At 74.1% G+C, this 17,325-nt stretch carries 14 protein-coding genes; 4 read left to right on the top strand and 10 right to left on the bottom strand.

What is annotated here, in order from left to right; genetic code table 11:
- Window positions 1–579 precede the first annotated feature (579 nt).
- Complete coding sequence (gene trpS, locus ACWD3O_RS02675) at window positions 580–1,578, top strand: tryptophan--tRNA ligase (protein WP_451414631.1); 999 nt, start codon at window positions 580–582, stop codon at window positions 1,576–1,578.
- A gap of 77 nt (window positions 1,579–1,655) precedes the next feature.
- On the opposite strand, the gene proC is transcribed toward trpS, so the two are convergent.
- From proC to ACWD3O_RS02635, 8 genes are all read right to left on the bottom strand, one after another.
- Window positions 1,656–2,468 carry a pyrroline-5-carboxylate reductase gene (gene proC / locus ACWD3O_RS02670; RefSeq protein WP_356137463.1) on the bottom strand — a complete coding sequence of 271 codons (813 nt, stop codon included), beginning with the start codon at window positions 2,466–2,468 and terminating at the stop codon, window positions 1,656–1,658.
- Window positions 2,469–2,592: 124 nt separating this feature from the next.
- Window positions 2,593–3,345 (bottom strand): ABC transporter permease, encoded by a 753-nt coding sequence (locus ACWD3O_RS02665; RefSeq protein ID WP_451409776.1) that lies wholly within the window; start codon window positions 3,343–3,345, stop codon window positions 2,593–2,595.
- On the bottom strand, window positions 3,342–4,139 hold the full coding sequence (locus tag ACWD3O_RS02660) for an ABC transporter ATP-binding protein (RefSeq protein ID WP_451414630.1): 798 nt from the start codon (window positions 4,137–4,139) through the stop codon (window positions 3,342–3,344). Before ACWD3O_RS02660 ends, ACWD3O_RS02665 begins: the two co-directional genes overlap by 4 nt.
- 128 nt (window positions 4,140–4,267) lie before the next feature.
- Window positions 4,268–5,077 carry a class I SAM-dependent methyltransferase gene (locus tag ACWD3O_RS02655; RefSeq protein WP_451414629.1) on the bottom strand — a complete coding sequence of 270 codons (810 nt, stop codon included), beginning with the start codon at window positions 5,075–5,077 and terminating at the stop codon, window positions 4,268–4,270.
- 370 nt (window positions 5,078–5,447) lie between these two features.
- Window positions 5,448–7,301: a dihydroxy-acid dehydratase gene (ilvD, locus tag ACWD3O_RS02650; protein ID WP_356137469.1), complete on the bottom strand. Its 1,854-nt coding sequence runs from the start codon at window positions 7,299–7,301 to the stop codon at window positions 5,448–5,450.
- Between the two features lie 102 nt (window positions 7,302–7,403).
- Window positions 7,404–8,027 carry a TetR/AcrR family transcriptional regulator gene (locus ACWD3O_RS02645; protein WP_451414628.1) on the bottom strand — a complete coding sequence of 208 codons (624 nt, stop codon included), beginning with the start codon at window positions 8,025–8,027 and terminating at the stop codon, window positions 7,404–7,406.
- 30 nt (window positions 8,028–8,057) lie between these two features.
- On the bottom strand, window positions 8,058–8,882 hold the full coding sequence (locus ACWD3O_RS02640; protein ID WP_451409771.1) for a sugar phosphate isomerase/epimerase family protein: 825 nt from the start codon (window positions 8,880–8,882) through the stop codon (window positions 8,058–8,060).
- Window positions 8,883–9,509: 627 nt separating this feature from the next.
- On the bottom strand, window positions 9,510–10,436 hold the full coding sequence (locus tag ACWD3O_RS02635; RefSeq protein ID WP_451414627.1) for a Ppx/GppA phosphatase family protein: 927 nt from the start codon (window positions 10,434–10,436) through the stop codon (window positions 9,510–9,512).
- A gap of 128 nt (window positions 10,437–10,564) precedes the next feature.
- Between ACWD3O_RS02635 and ACWD3O_RS02630 the strand changes: the two genes are divergently transcribed.
- Window positions 10,565–11,404: a hypothetical protein gene (locus ACWD3O_RS02630; RefSeq protein ID WP_451414626.1), complete on the top strand. Its 840-nt coding sequence runs from the start codon at window positions 10,565–10,567 to the stop codon at window positions 11,402–11,404.
- 57 nt (window positions 11,405–11,461) lie between these two features.
- Here ACWD3O_RS02630 and ACWD3O_RS02625 read toward each other — a convergent pair whose 3' ends face one another.
- Window positions 11,462–13,279 carry an ECF-type sigma factor gene (locus ACWD3O_RS02625; protein ID WP_451414625.1) on the bottom strand — a complete coding sequence of 606 codons (1,818 nt, stop codon included), beginning with the start codon at window positions 13,277–13,279 and terminating at the stop codon, window positions 11,462–11,464.
- Between the two features lie 199 nt (window positions 13,280–13,478).
- Between ACWD3O_RS02625 and radA the strand changes: the two genes are divergently transcribed.
- Together radA and disA are read left to right on the top strand one after the other, a co-directional pair.
- A complete protein-coding gene (radA, locus tag ACWD3O_RS02620; RefSeq protein WP_451414624.1) occupies window positions 13,479–14,891 on the top strand; it encodes a DNA repair protein RadA in 1,413 nt (470 codons plus the stop codon).
- Between the two features lie 80 nt (window positions 14,892–14,971).
- Window positions 14,972–16,096: a DNA integrity scanning diadenylate cyclase DisA gene (disA, locus tag ACWD3O_RS02615; protein ID WP_451409766.1), complete on the top strand. Its 1,125-nt coding sequence runs from the start codon at window positions 14,972–14,974 to the stop codon at window positions 16,094–16,096.
- A 193-nt stretch (window positions 16,097–16,289) separates the two neighbouring features.
- On the opposite strand, the gene ACWD3O_RS02610 is transcribed toward disA, so the two are convergent.
- Entirely contained in the window at window positions 16,290–17,156 is an 867-nt protein-coding gene (locus tag ACWD3O_RS02610; protein WP_451414623.1) for a hypothetical protein, read from the bottom strand.
- Window positions 17,157–17,325 lie beyond the last annotated feature (169 nt).

Raw genomic sequence — 17,325 nt, 5'->3', positions numbered from 1 at the left:
TTTCCGTTCCGATTTCCTCGGTGCTTTCCAGTTCCAGCACCACTTTCGCGGCGCTTTTCCTTTCCGGCGGTTCCGACTCTATCAGACCCTTTCGGCGTCTGATTCCCAGTCAGCGGGAGTTGCCTTCCGGGCTGTTGGGCCCTTCCGACCTGTGAGACCTTAGCGGATTCCCCTCCCCCGAAGCGAATCGGGGGTTCTCGCTCTCGCAAGCGAGGAATCCTGCAAATCCACCGAACACGCGCCGGCGCACACGACAGGAATATGCCGTGCGGTTGGGTGGTGCTGGTGTGGATTGGCTGTCCGGGGCCGACCGGGGTCGGTGCTCACGTCGGACAACTCGGAGAACCTTACGGATCACGCGGGGACGTGTCAAATGTCCTGCGCAGGAGGCGCTCCGCGGCCTAGTCTGGCCTCGTGACCACAGCGCATGCGTGCACTCAGAGCTGGTGGGCCGCCTGACGGCGGCCCGTCCTCACGCATGCGATCAGCAGCGGCCGCCGGATCCCGGCGGCCGTTCTCGTATCTCCCTCCCGGGTACGGCCGCCGGGGTCGCGGCCCGGACGACCGGGAGGTCGAGCGATGAAGCGAGTGTTCAGCGGGGTCCAGCCGTCGGGGCACCTGACCCTGGGCAACTACCTCGGGGCGGTACGCCGGTGGGCGGACGTCGACCAGCACCGGGCGGACGCCCTGTTCTGCGTCGTCGACCTGCACGCCCTCACCGTGGAGCACGACCCGGCGCGGTTGCGGCGGCTGAGCCGGCAGACGGCGACCCTGCTGCTGGCCTGCGGGCTCGATCCCGAGGTCTGCACGCTCTTCGTGCAGAGCCACGTCGGCGAGCACACCCGGCTGTCGTACGTGCTGGAGTGCGTGGCGACCGACGGGGAGATGCGGCGGATGGTGCAGTACAAGGAGAAGGCCGTCCGCCAGCAGGAGAGGGGAGCCGGGGTCCGGCTGTCGTTGCTGACGTATCCGGTGCTGATGGCGGCGGACATCCTGGCGTACTCCACCGAGGAGGTGCCGGTGGGTGAGGACCAGAGGCAGCACGTGGAGCTGGCACGGGACATCGCGGAGCGGTTCAACCAGCGCTACGGCCACACCTTCGTCGTCCCGCGCGCGACGCTGCCCGCGGTGGGGGCGCGGGTGATGAACCTGCAGGAGCCCACCTCGAAGATGGGCAAGAGCGATCTCTCCGGACTGGGAGTGGTGCGGCTCCTGGACGAGCCGGAGGAGGTGCGCAAGAAGGTGATGCGCGCGGTCACCGACAGCGGGCAGGACGTGGTCTACGACCGGGTGCGGCGGCCGGGGCCCGCGAACCTGCTGGACATCCTCGCCGCGTGCACCGGGGAGGCGCCGGAGAAGCTGGCCGCCGGCTACCCGGGGTACGGGCCGCTGAAGAAGGACGTCGCCGAGGCGGTCGTGGAGGTGCTGCGGCCGGTGCGGGAGCGGCATGCCGAGCTCTCCGCCGACCCCGCGTACGTGGACGGGGTGCTGCGGGCGGGGGCCGAGCGGGCCCGGGGGATGGCGCGGCCCGTGGTGGACGCGGCGTACCGGGCGATCGGGCTGCTGCCGCCGGCCTGAAGGACCGGCGGCAGGTGCCGGGGACGGAGCCCGGGGATGCAGAGATCGCCGGTTCCCGTCCCCGGGCCGCGCGGCCGTCAGCCGCCGTTGCCGGAGGCGAGTTCGCGGCTGCGGTCGCGGGCGGCTTCGAGGGCGGCGATCAGGGCCGCACGGACTCCGTGGTTCTCCAGTTCCCGGATGGCACTGATGGTGGTGCCGGCGGGGGAGGTGACGTTCTCGCGGAGCTTGACCGGGTGCTCGCCGCTGTCGCGGAGCATCACGGCGGCTCCGATCGCGGACTGGACGATCAGGTCGTGCGCCTTGTCGCGGGGCAGGCCGAGGAGGATGCCGGCGTCGGTCATGGCTTCGACCAGGTAGTAGAAGTACGCGGGACCCGAGCCGGAGAGGGCCGTGCAGGCGTCCTGCTGCGACTCGGGGACGCGCAGGGTCTTGCCCACGGAGCCGAAGATCTGCTCGGCGGTCTCGATGTGGGCCCCGGTGGCGTGGGTGCCCGCGCTGATCACCGACATCGCCTCGTCGACCAGGGCGGGGGTGTTGGGCATCACGCGGACCACCGGGACTCCGGCCGGGAGGCGCTCCTCGAGGGAGGCGGTGGTGATGCCGGCGGCGCCGCTGATGACCAGGCGGTCGGCGGGCACGTGCGGGGCCAGTTCCTCGACCAGGGCGTTCATGTCCTGCGGCTTGACGGTGAGGATCAGGGTGTCCGCGGTCTTGGCGGCCTCGGCGTTGCCGACCGCGGCGACGCCGTAGCGGGTGCGGAGCTCCTCGGCCCGCTCGGCGCGGCGGGCCGTGACCATCAGGTCGGACGGGCTCCAGCCGCCCCGGATCATCCCGCTGAGCAGGGCTTCGCCGATCTTGCCGGTGCCGAGGACTGCGACTTTCTGGCTCATGTGGTGGTGCCCTCCGGGGAGTTGCGCGTCGTCCGTGGCCATCCTCGCACCGGGGCCGGGGCGAGGCCGCGGACTGTCCGCCAGACGGAACGGCGGTGGAGTGCGCGGCCTGCCCCCGGGCGGGTCAGGCCGTGCGGCGGCGGAGGGTGGCCGCTCCGACCGCGAGGACCAGGAGCGCGCAGCCGACCATGACCAGCACGTCGCGGACGAAGTCACCCGTGACGCCGGCGTTCTGCCGTACCTCGTTCATGCCGTCGACCGCGTAGGACATGGGCAGGACGTTGGAGACGGCCTCCAGGACGGGCTGCATCTGGTCGCGCGGCGTGAACAGGCCGCAGAGCAGGAGCTGCGGGAAGATCACGGCCGGCATGAACTGGACGGCCTGGAACTCCGAGGCGGCGAAGGCGGAGACGAACAGGCCGAGGGCGGTGCCGAGGACGGCGTCGAGCAGGGCGACGAGGAGCAGCAGCCAGGGGGAGCCGGTGACGTCGAGGCCGAGGCCCCAGACGGCGAGGCCGGTGGTGAGCAGGGACTGGACGACGGCCAGGGTGCCGAAGGCGAGGGCGTAGCCGGCGATGAAGTCGGCCTTGCCGAGCGGCATGGCGAGGAGGCGTTCCAGGGTGCCGGAGGTGCGTTCGCGCAGGGTGGCGATGCTGGTGACCAGGAACATCGTGATCAGCGGGAAGATGCCGAGCAGCGAGGCGCCGATGTCGTCGAAGGTCTGCGGGCTGCCGTCGAAGACGTAGCGGAGCAGGAGCAGCAGGAGGCAGGGCACCAGGAGCAGCAGGGCGATGGTGCGGGGGTCGTTGCGCAGCTGCCGCAGGACCCGGGCGGCGGTGGAGACGGTCCTGGCGGGGCTGAGGGGCGCGGTGGTCATCGGGAGGTCTCCTGGCGGTCGGACCGGGGGGCCGCGGCGGCGGCTCGGGCGGCCTGGTCGATGAGGCTGAGGAAGGCGGCCTCGACGGTGTCCGTGCCGGTGCGGGTCTTGAGGGCGTCGGGGGTGTCCTGCGCGAGGATCTCGCCCTCCCGCATCAGCAGCAGGCCGTGGCAGCGTTCGGCCTCGTCCATGACGTGGGAGGAGACGAGGATGCTCGCGCCGCGGTCGGCGGCGAGGGAGTGGAAGAGGTCCCACAGGTCGCGGCGGAGCACCGGGTCCAGGCCGACGGTGGGTTCGTCGAGGACCAGGAGTTCGGGGGTGCCGAGCAGGGCGACGGCGAGGGAGACGCGGCTGCGCTGGCCTCCGGAGAGGTTGGCGGCGAGGGCGCCGGCGTGGCTGGTGAGGTCGACGTCGGCGATGGCGCGGGTGACGCTCTCCTCGCGGCGGGCGGCGGCGCGGCGGCCGGGGTCGAGGACGGCGGCGAAGTACTCCAGGTTCTGCCGGACCGTCAGGTCGTCGAAGACGGCGGGGGCCTGGGTGACGTAGCCGATGCGGGAGCGCAGCGCGGGGTGGCCGGCGGGGCGGCCGAGGACATGGAGGTCGCCGGTGACCTTGGCCTGGGTGCCCATCACGGCGCGGATCAGCGTGGACTTGCCGCAGCCGGAGGGGCCGAGCAGGCCGGTGATGCGGCCCGCGGGCACGGTGAAGTCCAGGTCGCGCAGCACGGTGCGGGGGCCTCGGACCACGGTGAGGCCGGTGGCCCGAATCGCCGGACCGGGCTCTTTATTCATCATGTGATGAATAGTTCTCCCGGCGGTCCGGACGCGTCAAGGCCGCCGCGCGGATTCGCGCGGCGGCCTCGGGTGTGCGGGGCGGTGGCCGAGCCCCGCGGGAGCGCGGGACCGTGACGAGGGGGCAGGGCTCAGGGGGCGGTGACCACGAGGAGGAGGACGTCGTAGATCTCCTCGACCACTCCGTCGGGGAAGACGGTGGTGAGCTGGGCGCGCTCCTGGTCGAGGAAGGCGCGGGTGGATTCCTCGCCGTGCACGATGAAGAGGGAGTGGCTGGCGATGTTGGCCAGGTGGGTGTCGAGCGGGACGCGGCGGCTCCACCGGACGACACGGCGGGCGGTCCGCTCGGGGGAGGGCGGGAGGGGCAGTCCGGTGAAGTGTTCGTCGGTGTCGAGGGTGAGGGTCCCGCCGCCGGCCTTGTTGGCGCGGGCGTCGCCGAAGTGGCGGCGGATGCGGTCCGCCTGCTCGGCGATCCACGGGACGTCCTGGGCGTCGGTGTTCCACCACAGGGCGAGGGCGCCGCCGGGGCGCAGGACCCGCAGGGCCTCCGGGTAGGCGAGGGCGGGGTCGGTCCAGTGCCAGGACTGGGCGTAGGTGATCAGGTCGGCGGTGGCGGAGGCGAGGGGGAGGTGGTTGCCGTCGCCCCTGACCAGGGGGGTGTCGGGGAGGGTGCGCCGGAACTGTGCGGCCATGCCGTCGCCGGGTTCCACGGCGAGGACGGAGGCGCCGCGGTTCCTCAGGAGGGCGGTGGCGATGCCGGTGCCGGCGCCGACGTCGACCGCGCGGGCGCCGGCGAGGGGGCGGCCGGCCAGGTCCTCCACCGCGTCGAGGAGCGCGGGCGGGTAGGACGGGCGGGCGGCGGCGTACACGGCTGCGGCGCTGTTGAAGGAACGGGCCCGTTCGGCATGGGCCGAGACCAAGGACTCGGTGGGCGAGGTCATAGGGCCATGGTGGGGGCGGGGAGTTGGCGCGGGTGGGGGTTTCACGGGGGTTGGTGCGGGCGGGGCGGAAGTCTCGCAATTCCTGCGCGGGAATTCCTTATTCCGGGGGAGGCGGGGTCCGCGTGGGTCGTTGTGCCGCGAGGACGGCACCGTGGGGCGCAGGCACAGCCTGGGCGGACAGCGCTGCTGTTTCTCCCCCGACCCGCCCCCTCCCCAGGGGGACTGGGGCCCGGTTGAGCGAGCCGCAGCGTGTGAGGCCGGCAGCGTGGCTGCGCGCGGGACGGCGGGGCTGGTTCACCGCTCGGGCCGGTGGCGCGATGGCCCGGGGTGGGGGGAGGGCCGGTTCACTGCCGGCCCTCCTCCTCCGGGGTCAGGGCAGGCGCGTGATGTCGCGGACGGCGCCCTTGTCGGCGCTGGTGGCCATCGCCGCGTACGCCCGCAGCGCCGCGGAGACCTTGCGGTCACGGGAACGCGGCGCGAAACGGCCGTCCAGCGCCTCCCGGCGTCGGTCGAGTTCCGCGTCGGGGACGAGGAGCTCGACGGACCGGTTCGGGATGTCGATGCGGATCCGGTCACCGTCCTCGACCAGCGCGATCGTGCCGCCCGACGCAGCCTCCGGGGAGGCGTGCCCGATGGACAGGCCCGACGTGCCGCCGGAGAAGCGGCCGTCGGTGATCAGCGCGCAGGCCTTGCCGAGGCCGCGGCCCTTGAGGAAGGAGGTCGGGTAGAGCATCTCCTGCATGCCGGGGCCGCCCTTGGGGCCCTCGTAGCGGATGACGACCACGTCGCCCTCGGTGACCTGCTTGTTGAGGATCTTCTCGACGGCCTCCTCCTGCGACTCGCAGACCACCGCGGGGCCCTCGAAGGTCCAGATGGACTCGTCGACGCCGGCGGTCTTCACCACGCACCCGTCGACGGCGAGGTTGCCGCGGAGGACGGCGAGGCCGCCGTCGGCGGAGTAGGCGTGCTCGGCCGAGCGGATGCAGCCGTTCTCGGCGTCGAGGTCCAGGGCCTCCCAGCGCTCGGACTGGGAGAAGGCCTCGGCGGAGCGGACGCAGCCGGGGGCGGCGTGCCAGAGCTCGACGGCCTCGGGCGAGGGGGAGCCGCCGCGGACGTCCCAGGTCTTCAGCCAGTCGTCCAGGGACGGGCTGTGCACCGAGTGGACGTCCTCGTTGAGCAGGCCCGCGCGGTGGAGTTCGCCGAGGAGGGCGGGGATGCCGCCGGCCCGGTGGACGTCCTCCATGTAGTAGGTGCGGTCCTTCGCCACGTTCGGCGCGACCTTCGCGAGGCACGGGACGCGGCGGGAGACGGCGTCGATCTGCTCGAGGCCGAAGGGGACCTCGGCCTCCTGGGCGGCGGCCAGCAGGTGGAGGATCGTGTTGGTGGAGCCGCCCATGGCGATGTCCAGCGCCATCGCGTTCTCGAAGGCGGAGAAGGTGGCGATGTTGCGGGGCAGGGCCGACGCGTCGTCCTGGCCGTAGTAGCGGTCGACCAGGTCCATCACCGTGGTGGCGGCCCGCTCGTACAGGGCGCGGCGGGCGGTGTGGGTGGCGAGGACGGAGCCGTTGCCCGGCAGGGAGAGGCCGATGGCCTCGGTCAGGCAGTTCATCGAGTTGGCGGTGAACATGCCGGAGCAGCTGCCGCAGGTCGGGCAGGCGGCTTCCTCGATGAGCCGGATGTCCTCGTCGGAGACCTTCTCGTTGGCGGCCTCGGAGATGGCGTCGATCAGGTCCAGCGTGCGGACCGTGCCGTCGACCAGGGTGGCGCGGCCGGACTCCATCGGGCCGCCGGAGACGAAGACCGTGGGGATGTTCAGGCGGAGGGCCGCCATCAGCATGCCGGGGGTGATCTTGTCGCAGTTCGAGACGCAGATGATGGCGTCGGCGCAGTGCGCCTCGACCATGTACTCCACGCTGTCCGCGATCAGGTCGCGGGAGGGCAGGGAGTACAGCATGCCGCCGTGGCCCATCGCGATGCCGTCGTCGACGGCGATGGTGTTGAACTCGCGCGGGATGCCCCCGGCCTCCTTGACGGCCTCGCTGATGATGCGGCCGACGGGCTGGAGGTGGGTGTGGCCCGGCACGAACTCCGTGAAGGAGTTGGCGATGGCGATGATCGGCTTGCGGCCGATGTCCGCGCCCGGTACACCGGAGGCCCGCATAAGGGCGCGGGCGCCCGCCATGTTGCGGCCGTGGGTGACTGTGCGGGACCTCAGCTCGGGCATCGTCGCTCGCTCCTTCGGATAGTTCTGGCAGTGCCGAGGGTACGCCCGGCATCCACTGGACGGACGGGGTTGTCCGGAATGCGGGACACCGGGCGCACTCGGCTACCTGCCGGTGAGGTGGTGCTGGAGGACGGGGGCGAGGCGGGCGACCAGTTCCTCCGGGTCCGCGGAGGCGATCGGCTCGACCTTGATGACGTAGCGCAGCAGCACGACGCCGACCACCTGGGCGGCGGCGAGCTCGGCGCGCAGCTCCGCGTCGGGGGCGTCGAGCTCCTTGGCGACCCTGCTGAGCACCAGCTGGGCGACCATGCGGCGGAAGATCGCGGCGGCGGCCTCGTTGCTGACCGCCGAGCGGACGATGGCGAGCAGCGGGGCGCGGGTGGCGGGGTTCTCCCACACGCCCAGGAACATCCGGGCGAACTGTTCCCCGGCGCGGTCGAGCCGCAGCTCGGTGAGGGGCGCGGTGCGCAGCACGGGGGCGAAGGCGCCCTCCACCGCCGCCGCGAAGACCTGTTCCTTGGTGCCGAAGTAGTGGTGCACCAGCGCCGGGTCCACGTCGGCGGACCTGGCGATGCCGCGCACGCTGGCCTTCTCGTAGCCGCGTTCGGCGAACACCTCGCGGGCGGCGGCCAGGATGCGGTCCCGGGTGGCGGGGGCGTCGGCGGAGGCGGCGGCGCGGGGCGGTCGGCCGCGGCCCCGGCGGGGCGCGGACGGCTGGGCGGTCACGGGGCGGTCGGCCGGGCGGTCACGGGGCGGTCACTGGCCGGGGACCTGCAGCGGGGAGGCGAGGTGGAGGCGGGTGAAGGCCAGCGCCTCGGCCAGGTCGGCCTCGCGCTCCGCGTTGGACATGGCGCGGCGGGTGTTGACCTCGATGACGACGTGGCCGTCGAAGCCGGAGCCGGCCAGGCCTTCGAGGAGTTCGGCGCAGGGCTGGTCGCCGCGGCCGGGCACCAGGTGCTCGTCCTTGGCGGAGCCCCGGCCGTCGGCGAGGTGGACGTGGCCCAGGCGGTCGCCCATCCGGCCGATCATCGCCATGGTGTCGGTGCGGGCGGTGGCGGTGTGGCTGAGGTCGATCGTGAAGTGCCGGTAGTCCTCGTCGGTGGGGTCCCAGCCGGGGGCGTAGGCGAGCATCTCCCGGTCGCGGTAGCGCCAGGGGTACATGTTCTCCACGGCGAACCGGATGTCCGTCTCGTCGGCCATCCGCCAGATGCCGGAGACGAAGTCACGCGCGTACCCGCGCTGCCAGCGGAACGGGGGGTGGACCACGACCGTGGAGGCGCCGAGCCGCTCGGCGGCGGCGCGGGCGCGCTGGAGCCGGACCCAGGGGTCGCTGGACCAGACGCGCTGGGTGATCAGCAGGCACGGGGCGTGCACGGCGAGGATCGGGATCTCGTGGTGGTCGCTGAGGCGGCGCAGCGCCTCGATGTCCTGGCTGATCGGATCGTTCCACACCATGACCTCGACACCGTCGTAACCGAGGCGCGCGGCGATCTCGAAGGCCGTCGCGGTGGACTCCGGATAGACGGAGGCGGTGGACAGCGCGACCTTCGCGTCGGGAATGCGGACGACTGGTTCTGCCACGGCAGCAAGAGTACGGGAGGTGCGCGGAAGCGGCGGGGGCGTAGGGGCGGTTACCGGCCGCGTGGGCGCCCCTGCGCAGGTGGGGCCTGGTCCCGCGGGGCGGGGTGACGTTCCTCTCGGTGGGGGGCGTCGGTCCCGGCGCGGGGCGGGGTTCGGCGCGACGGGCGGTCCCGGCGCGGGGCGGCGGGGCGGTCGGGGCGGTCCTCGTGCGGGGCGTCCGCGGTGGGGTTCGGCGCGACGGGCGGGGCGGGGGCGGTCCCGTGCGGGGGCGGCGGGCCGGGGCGGTCCCGGTGCGGCGAGGCGGGGGCGGACCCGGCGCGAGGCGGCGGCCCTGGGCGGTCCTGGTGAGGGCGTCCGCGGCGGTGGCGTCCCGGTGCGGCGCGGCAGGGGCGGTCCTCGTGCGGGGCGGCGCGGTCGGCGCGGCCCATGTGGTCCTCCGCGCGGGGCGGGGCGGCGGGGTTCGGCGCGACGGGGCCGGGCGGGGGCGGTCCCGTGCGGGGGCGGCGGGCCGGGGCGGTCCCGGTACGGCGAGGCGGGGGGGCCTCGTGCGGGGGCGGCGCGGCCGGGGCGGTCCTCGTGCGGGGCGTCCGCCGGGGCGTGGCGTCCGCGGTGGGGGTGGGGGCGGGGTCAGGGCATGTGGTCGAGGCGGCGGAGGATGACGCCCTCGCGCAGGGCCCAGGGGCATATCTCCACCCGGTCCACGCCGAACAGGTCCAGGGCCGCCTCGGCGACCAGCGCCCCGGCGACGAGCTGGCCGGCCCGCCCCTCGGAGACGCCCGGCAGCTCCGTGCGCTCCCGCTCGGTCATCACCGCCAGCTTGGGCACCCACGTCTCCAGCGCCTCGCGGGTCAGCTCCCGCTGCACGTACGGCCCCTCGGCGGACCGCGCGGCACCGGCCAGCCGGGCCAGCTGGCGGAAGGTCTTCGAGGTGGCGACGACGTGGTCGGGCGTGCCGAGCCGGGTGAACTCGCCCACCGTGCGGGCGATCTCCGTGCGCACGTGGCGCCGCAGCGCGCGCACCTCCTCCGGGTCCGGCGGGTCGCCGCGCAGCCAGGCCCCGGTCAGCCGGCCCGCGCCCAGCGGCAGCGAGACGGCGGCGTCGGGCTCCTCGTCGATGCCGTAGGCGATCTCCAGCGAGCCCCCGCCGATGTCCAGCACCAGCAGGCGTCCGGCCGACCAGCCGAACCACCGGCGGGCGGCCAGGAAGGTCAGCTTCGCCTCGTCCTCGCCGGACAGCACGCGCAGGCCGATGCCGGTCTCCTCCTGGACCCGGGCCAGCACCTCGTCGGCGTTGCGGGCCCCGCGCACGGCGGAGGTCGCGAACGGCAGCAGCGCCTCGACGCCCTTGTCCTCGGCCGCGCGGGCGGCCTCGCGGACCACCCGGATCAGCCGGTCGACGCCGCCGGGGCCGATCGCACCGTCGTCGTCGAGCAGCTGCGCGAGCCGGAGCTCCTCCTTCACCGAGTGGGCGGGGAGCGGGCACGCGCCGGGGTGGGCGTCCACCACCAGCAGGTGGACGGTGTTGGAGCCCACGTCGAGCACACCAAGTCGCATACCCAGAAACCTAACCGGCGGCCGGGAACCCAATCGTCCGAACGGGAGGGAAGACGGCTGTGAAGAACCCGACGTTTCCGGTACCGGGCAGCCCGTCCGGGCGCCGCGGCTCCACTTACCCTGGACGCGTGCCCAAGACGAAAAAGGCGAAGGACCACAAGAGGGCCACGGCCGAGGCCGCGCGGCGGAAGGCCCTGCCGCTGATCGGCGTCCCCGTGGCGGACGACGACGAGAAGGGGCTCGACTTCCCCCGTGCCTGGGTGGAGTTCCCCGACCCCGCCGACGACGAGCAGGTCTTCCGCTGCGACCTGACCTGGCTGACCTCCCGCTGGAACTGCGTCTTCGGCAGCGGCTGCCACGGCATCCAGGCCGGCCGGGCCGCGGACGGCTGCTGCTCGCTGGGCGCCCACTTCTCCGACGAGGAGGACGAGCAGCGGGTCGCCGGCTTCGTCGAGCGGCTCACCCCGGACATCTGGCAGCACCACGCGGAGGGCACCCGCGACGGCTGGGTCTCCGAGGACGACGAGGGCTCGCGGCAGACGCGGCCCTACAAGGGGTCCTGCATCTTCCAGAACCGCCCCGGCTTCGAGGGCGGGGCCGGCTGCTCGCTGCACATCCTGGCGCTGCGGGAAGGCCGCGAGCCGCTCGAGACCAAGCCGGACGTGTGCTGGCAGCTGCCGGTGCGGCGGACCTTCGAGTGGATCGACCGGCCCGACGACACGCGGGTGCTGCAGGTGTCGATCGGCGAGTACGACCGGCGGGGCTGGGGGCCGGGCGGGCACGACCTGCACTGGTGGTGCACGTCGGCGGCCTCCGCGCACGGGGCGGGGGATCCGGTGTACGTGTCGTACCGGCCGGAGCTCACGGAGCTGATGGGGAAGGCGGGGTACGACCGGCTGGTCGAGCTGTGCGAGGAACGGCTCGCGGGCCCCGTCTTCGCCCCCCACCCGGCGGACCCGCGGGTCTGACCGGCCCGCACGGCGGCCTGCACGGCGCCCTCGCGGCGGGGGCGCCGTGTGGGGTGGTCAGGGCGTGGGGTGCTGCTCCGTGGGGGGCTGCTCCGTGGGGGGCGGGGGGTCGGACGGGGACGGGTCGGAAGGAGACGGGTCCCCTGGGGACGGGTCCGTGGGGGACGGGGGCGGAGGCGTCGGGTCCGGGGGTGAGGGGGCGGGGTCGGAGGGGGACGGGGGTGGTGGAGTCGGGGCGGGATCGGTCGGCGGGGGGTCGCTCGGAGGGCGCCCGGGGCCGGGGTCGGACGGCGCGGGCCTGAATCCCGCGCCGCGGATGACGACGACCGTGCCGCCGGGCCGGACCGAGACCCCCGCCCGCCACGCCCCCTCCGGCTCCCGCAAGGGATCCACGTGCACCCGGACCGTCACCGACTCCCCCGGCCGCAGTACCCCCGAGGACCGGCTCAGGTACAGCCACGACACCCCCGTGGAGAGCCCCCATCGCACGGACCGCGCCCCCTCCCCCGCCGGTGCCGTCAGCGTGACGTACGTCGTGTCGCCCGCACCGGCCGCGGAGACCCGCAGCGCCCGGGCCGTCGCCGCGCCCCCGCCGTCGTCCGGGGCCTCCGCGCCGATCACCTCGACCGAGACGTCGGGCCCCTCGCCGGGCGTGGCCGCGCCGCCCCCCGGCACCGCGTTCGCCGTGTTGGCGTACCCGCGGTCGCCGCCGGCTCCCGGCCCCCCGGGACCGCTGTCCGAGGCCGTGGCGGCCTGGTCGTCAGGACTGCTGAAACCTTCCTCCACTCCCGTGGGGGCGGATCGTCCCGCCACCCACATGGCCAGCACCGGCGCCGCCATCACCGTGGCGACCACCGTGGTGGTCATCACTCGCCCGCGCCGCCGGCTCCGGCGTTCCTCGCGGTCTCGCGGCGCGACCGGGTACCCATGCCGGTCGAACCGGGGGGCCGCCGCGCCCCGCCGCCCCCGCGCCGCGCGCGCCGCCGCGGTCACGGCCGGCCGCGGCGCCTCCAGCACCGGCAGCCGCTCCGGGGTCACCGTGGTGCCCGGCCAGCGTCCCGGCACCGCCCGCTCGGCCGTGCGCCGGCAGCGCGGACAGTCGTCGACGTGGCGGACCAGCTCCGTGCGCAGCGCCTCGCTCAGCACCCAGCCGTCGTCCTGACCGGTCAGCCGGGCCAGGCCCGCGCACCGGCCGGACTCGGCGGCGTCCAGGGCCGCCCGGGTGCGCTCGACCTCGCACGCCGCCGAGGCGAGCAGGTCCTGCGCGGCCGCGGGGCCCAGGCCCAGCACCGTGGCCACCTCCCCGGCGGACAGTCCGTGCCGCACCGACAGCTCCAGCGCCTCACGCTGCTCGGGCGTGGTGCCGGCCGCCTCGGGCCAGGCCAGCCGGGCCAGCTCGGCGCGGCGCCGGTCGCGCTCCTCGGGCGACAGCGCCTCCACCGGCGTGTCGCCGGCCGGCGGGACCGGGACCGGACGGCGGCGGTGGCCCGCGCCGCGGGAGCCCCGGGAGTGGTGACGGCGACGGCGGTTCTCGGCCAGTTCCCGCAGGCAGGCCCAGCGGGCCAGGGCGTAGAGCCAGGCCCGGTGACCGTCCTCCTCGGGCGCGCGGCCGCCGCGCCGCTCGACGACGGCGAGGACCGCGCCGACGGCCGAGGCCGCCGCGTCCTGGTCGCAGAGGACGGACAGGCTGTACGTGTACAGCCCGTCGAGGTACGGCTCGCACACCTCGGGAAGCGAGGCGTCCGCGCGCCGCGCCAGGGTGCGGGACGGAGCGCTCGCGCCTGCCGCCGCGGTGGTGCTGGACCGTGCGCGCTCCCCGCCGTGCGCCCGGTGTGCGCCGGTGGTGCGGGTGGGGGTCTCCGGCCTGCTGCTCATCACCCGTGCGACCGTAGGGGCCGCTGGACGACCGTTCCTGCAGCCTTGAGCACATTTAATCCATTCGGGTGAAACGATCCCCCGAAAGGGGAGGTGAGTTTACGTTTCTGCGGACGGTGTGCGACCGTTCCTGCCCGTTCCTGAGCGTGCTGCGCACGGTGCTGATGGGGCTGTCGGTGCGGCCGGTTACGGTGACGCCATGGCTGCCCGTACCAAGTCGACCAAGGACCGTCCGTCCTACCGCTGCACCGAGTGCGGCTGGCAGACGGCCAAATGGCTCGGCCGCTGCCCCGAATGCCACGCCTGGGGCACGGTCGAGGAGTACGGCAGCGCGCCCGCCGTCCGCACGACCGCTCCCGGCCGGGTCACCACCTCCGCCGTGCCCATCGGGCAGGTGGACGGCAGGCAGGCCACCGCCCGCTCCACCGGCGTCCCCGAGCTGGACCGGGTGCTCGGCGGCGGCCTGGTCCCCGGCGCCGTGGTGCTGGTCGCGGGCGAGCCCGGCGTCGGCAAGTCCACGCTGCTGCTGGACGTCGCGGCCAAGTCGGCGAGCTCCGAGCACCGCACCCTCTACGTGACCGGCGAGGAGTCCGCGAGCCAGGTGCGGCTGCGCGCCGACCGCATCCACGCGATCCACGACCACCTCTACCTCGCCGCGGAGACGGACCTGTCCACGGTGCTCGGCCACATCGAGGCCGTGCAGCCGTCGCTGCTGATCCTCGACTCGGTGCAGACCGTCGCCTCCCCCGAGATCGACGGCGCCCCCGGCGGCATGGCGCAGGTCCGCGAGGTGGCCGGCGCGCTGATTCGCGCCTCCAAGGAAGGCGGCATGTCCACGCTGCTCGTCGGCCACGTCACCAAGGACGGCAACATCGCCGGCCCGCGCCTGCTGGAACACCTGGTGGACGTCGTCCTCAACTTCGAGGGCGACCGGCACGCCAGGCTCCGCCTCGTGCGCGGCGTGAAGAACAGGTACGGCACCACCGACGAGGTCGGCTGCTTCGAGCTGCACGACGAGGGGATCACCGGCCTCGCCGACCCGTCCGGCCTCTTCCTCACCCGCCGGGACGACCCCGTGCCGGGCACCTGCCTGACGGTCACGCTGGAGGGCCGCCGCCCGCTGGTCGCCGAGGTGCAGGCGCTCACCGTGGACACCCAGATCCCCACCCCGCGGCGCACGACCTCCGGCCTGGAGACCTCCCGGGTGTCGATGATGCTGGCCGTGCTGGAGCAGCGCGGCCGGATCAAGGCGCTGGGCAAGCAGGACATCTACTCGGCCACGGTGGGCGGGGTGCGGCTCTCCGAGCCCGCCGCCGACCTGGCCGTCGCGCTGGCGCTGGCCTCCTCGGCCAGCGACACCCCGCTGCCGAAGAACCTGGTGGCGATCGGCGAGGTCGGCCTGGCCGGCGAGGTGAGGAGGGTCACCGGCGTCCAGCGGCGATTGGCCGAAGCGCACCGCCTCGGATTCACACATGCACTGGTCCCGGCCGATCCGGGGAAGGTTCCTGAGGGAATGAAGGTGCTCGAGGTGGCCGACATATCGGATGCGCTGAGGGTCCTGCCGCGCTCTCGTCGCCGAGAGGCCCGGCAGGAGGGCGAGGACCGCCGGTAGACTTTGCCCCGGTCTCGCCCGTCCGTACGAAGTGTGTACGTCGCGGGAGCGCCTAAGAAGTCTGCGACCGGAGGAGAGCAGTGGCAGCCAACGACCGGGCCTCAGCTCCCGGAAAGTCCGGTGGGAGCTCCGGCGCCGACGGGCTGATGCGTGCCTCGCTGAGCGCCGTGGCGCCCGGCACGGCCCTGCGCGACGGCCTGGAGCGGGTGCTGCGCGGCAACACCGGCGGCCTGATCGTGCTCGGGTCCGACAAGACCGTCGAGGCGATGTGCACCGGCGGTTTCGTCCTGGACGTCGAGTTCAGCGCGACCCGGCTGCGGGAGCTGTGCAAGCTGGACGGCGGCATCGTCCTCTCCGCCGACCTCTCGAAGATCCTCCGGGCGGGCGTGCAGCTCGTGCCCGACCCGACGATCCCCACCGAGGAGACGGGCACCCGGCACCGCACGGCGGACCGGGTCAGCAAGCAGGTCGGCTTCCCCGTCGTCTCCGTCTCCCAGTCGATGCGGCTGATCGCGCTGTACGTCGACGGGCAGCGGCGGGTCCTGGAGGACTCGGCCGCCATCCTGTCCCGCGCGAACCAGGCGCTCGCCACGCTGGAGCGGTACAAGCTCCGCCTCGACGAGGTCGCCGGCACGCTCTCCGCGCTGGAGATCGAGGACCTGGTGACGGTGCGGGACGTCTCCGCGGTCGCGCAGCGGCTGGAGATGGTGCGCCGGATCGCCACGGAGATCGCCGAGTACGTGGTGGAGCTGGGCACCGACGGGCGGCTGCTGGCGCTGCAGCTGGACGAGCTGATCGCCGGCGTCGAGCCGGAGCGGGAGCTGATCGTCCGCGACTACGTGCCGGAGCCGACGCCGAAGCGGTCGCGCACGGTGGACGAGGCGCTGGCGGAGCTGGACGCCCTCGGGCACACGGAGCTGCTGGACATCGCCACGGTGGCGCGGGCGCTGGGGTACACGGGGTCGCCGGAGGCGCTGGACTCCGCGGTCTCGCCGCGGGGCTTCCGGCTGCTGGCCAAGGTTCCGCGGCTGCCCGGGGCGATCATCGACCGGCTGGTCGAGCACTTCGGGGGGCTGCAGAAGCTGCTGGCGGCGAGCGTCGACGACCTGCAGACGGTCGACGGGGTCGGGGAGGCGCGGGCGCGCAGTGTCCGCGAGGGGCTGTCCCGGCTCGCGGAATCCTCCATCCTCGAACGCTACGTCTGACCCCGCCCCCTGGCCGTCTCGCCCCACGGCCACCTGGGAGCAACCGGCCCGCTCCGCCGCCCGTGCGACGCGTCAACCGCCGCGTCAACCGCCGCGTGCGGAGCGGCCGGACCCTTGTCGGCCCCGCCCCCCTCACGGGTCTCACGGTGAGGGAGGGCGGGCGCTGGGCGGCGTACCGTCCGGGTCGGAAGGGTCAGTCCGCCTTCAGGGTGAAGGTGGCCTGGAGGGGGCTCGAGGTCGCGGGAGTCTTGGCGACGACCAGGTACGTACCCGCCCCGGCCCGCCCCTTCGGCGCCGCCTCGCACCGGTCCGCGTCACTCGGCCGGCGGTCCCACTCGAGGTCGTACGTGACGGACCCGCCCTTCGGTACGCGGAACAGCAGCGCCCCGTCCTCCGGGCAGTCCGCCGAGGACCAGTAGGTCTCGTCGTCCTCAGCGTTGGCCTTGGTGATCTTCAGGACGGTGGCCCGCGGCCCGAGGTCGACCTTGCAGTCGCCGCCCGACGTGTTGGTCACCGTCAGCCGCAGCACCGGCTTCTCGCCGTCCTCGTACGTGTTCCGGACGCTCCGCAGCGTCAGCCGGACGTCACCCCGGTCGCACGTGGCGAGCGTGGAGCCGCCGGGCAGCCGGTTCACCGAGCTGGTCCAGTTCTCCCCCGCGCTGCCGGACCCGGAACCGGAACCCGAACCGGAGCCCCCGCCCGCGCCGCCGGCGGCTTCCCCGTCGCCGCCCGCCTCCGCGTCACCGCCCGAACCGTCCGAGCCGTCCGACGCGCCACCGGAGGACGCGCCACCGGAGGAGTCGCCGCCCGTGCCGGACCCGGAACCGCCGCCGGGCGTGTCGTCGATCGCCGGACCGGAACCGGAGGGGCCCGGGGTGATCGAGGGCGCCGGGTTCTTGCCGTCCGACCCGTCGGACGGGTCCTGGGAACCGCCTCCGCCACCCGCGACCAGCCAGCCGATCAGCCCCGCCAGCGCGAGCAGCACGACAAAGAAGACGGCCCTCCGTCGCCAGTAGATGGAGGAGGGAAGCGGCCCGACCGGATTGCGCAGTGATCCCACGGCGCAAACTGTACGAGAGATCGCCGTCACCCAAGGCGGCACCCGCCGTGCGGACGACAACTTTTCCGGATCATCATCCCGGCATCCCGGTTCCGCACCCTGGACTGCAACCTACGGGTGACCGGTTGCGCACATCGGGTGACGTCCCGGTCGTGGCAGGATCGATGAC

Source organism: Streptomyces sp. NPDC002640 (genome assembly GCF_053592575.1).
The sequence above is the reverse complement of the archived record's forward strand: the minus strand, read 5'-3'. Positions and strand labels throughout refer to the sequence as shown.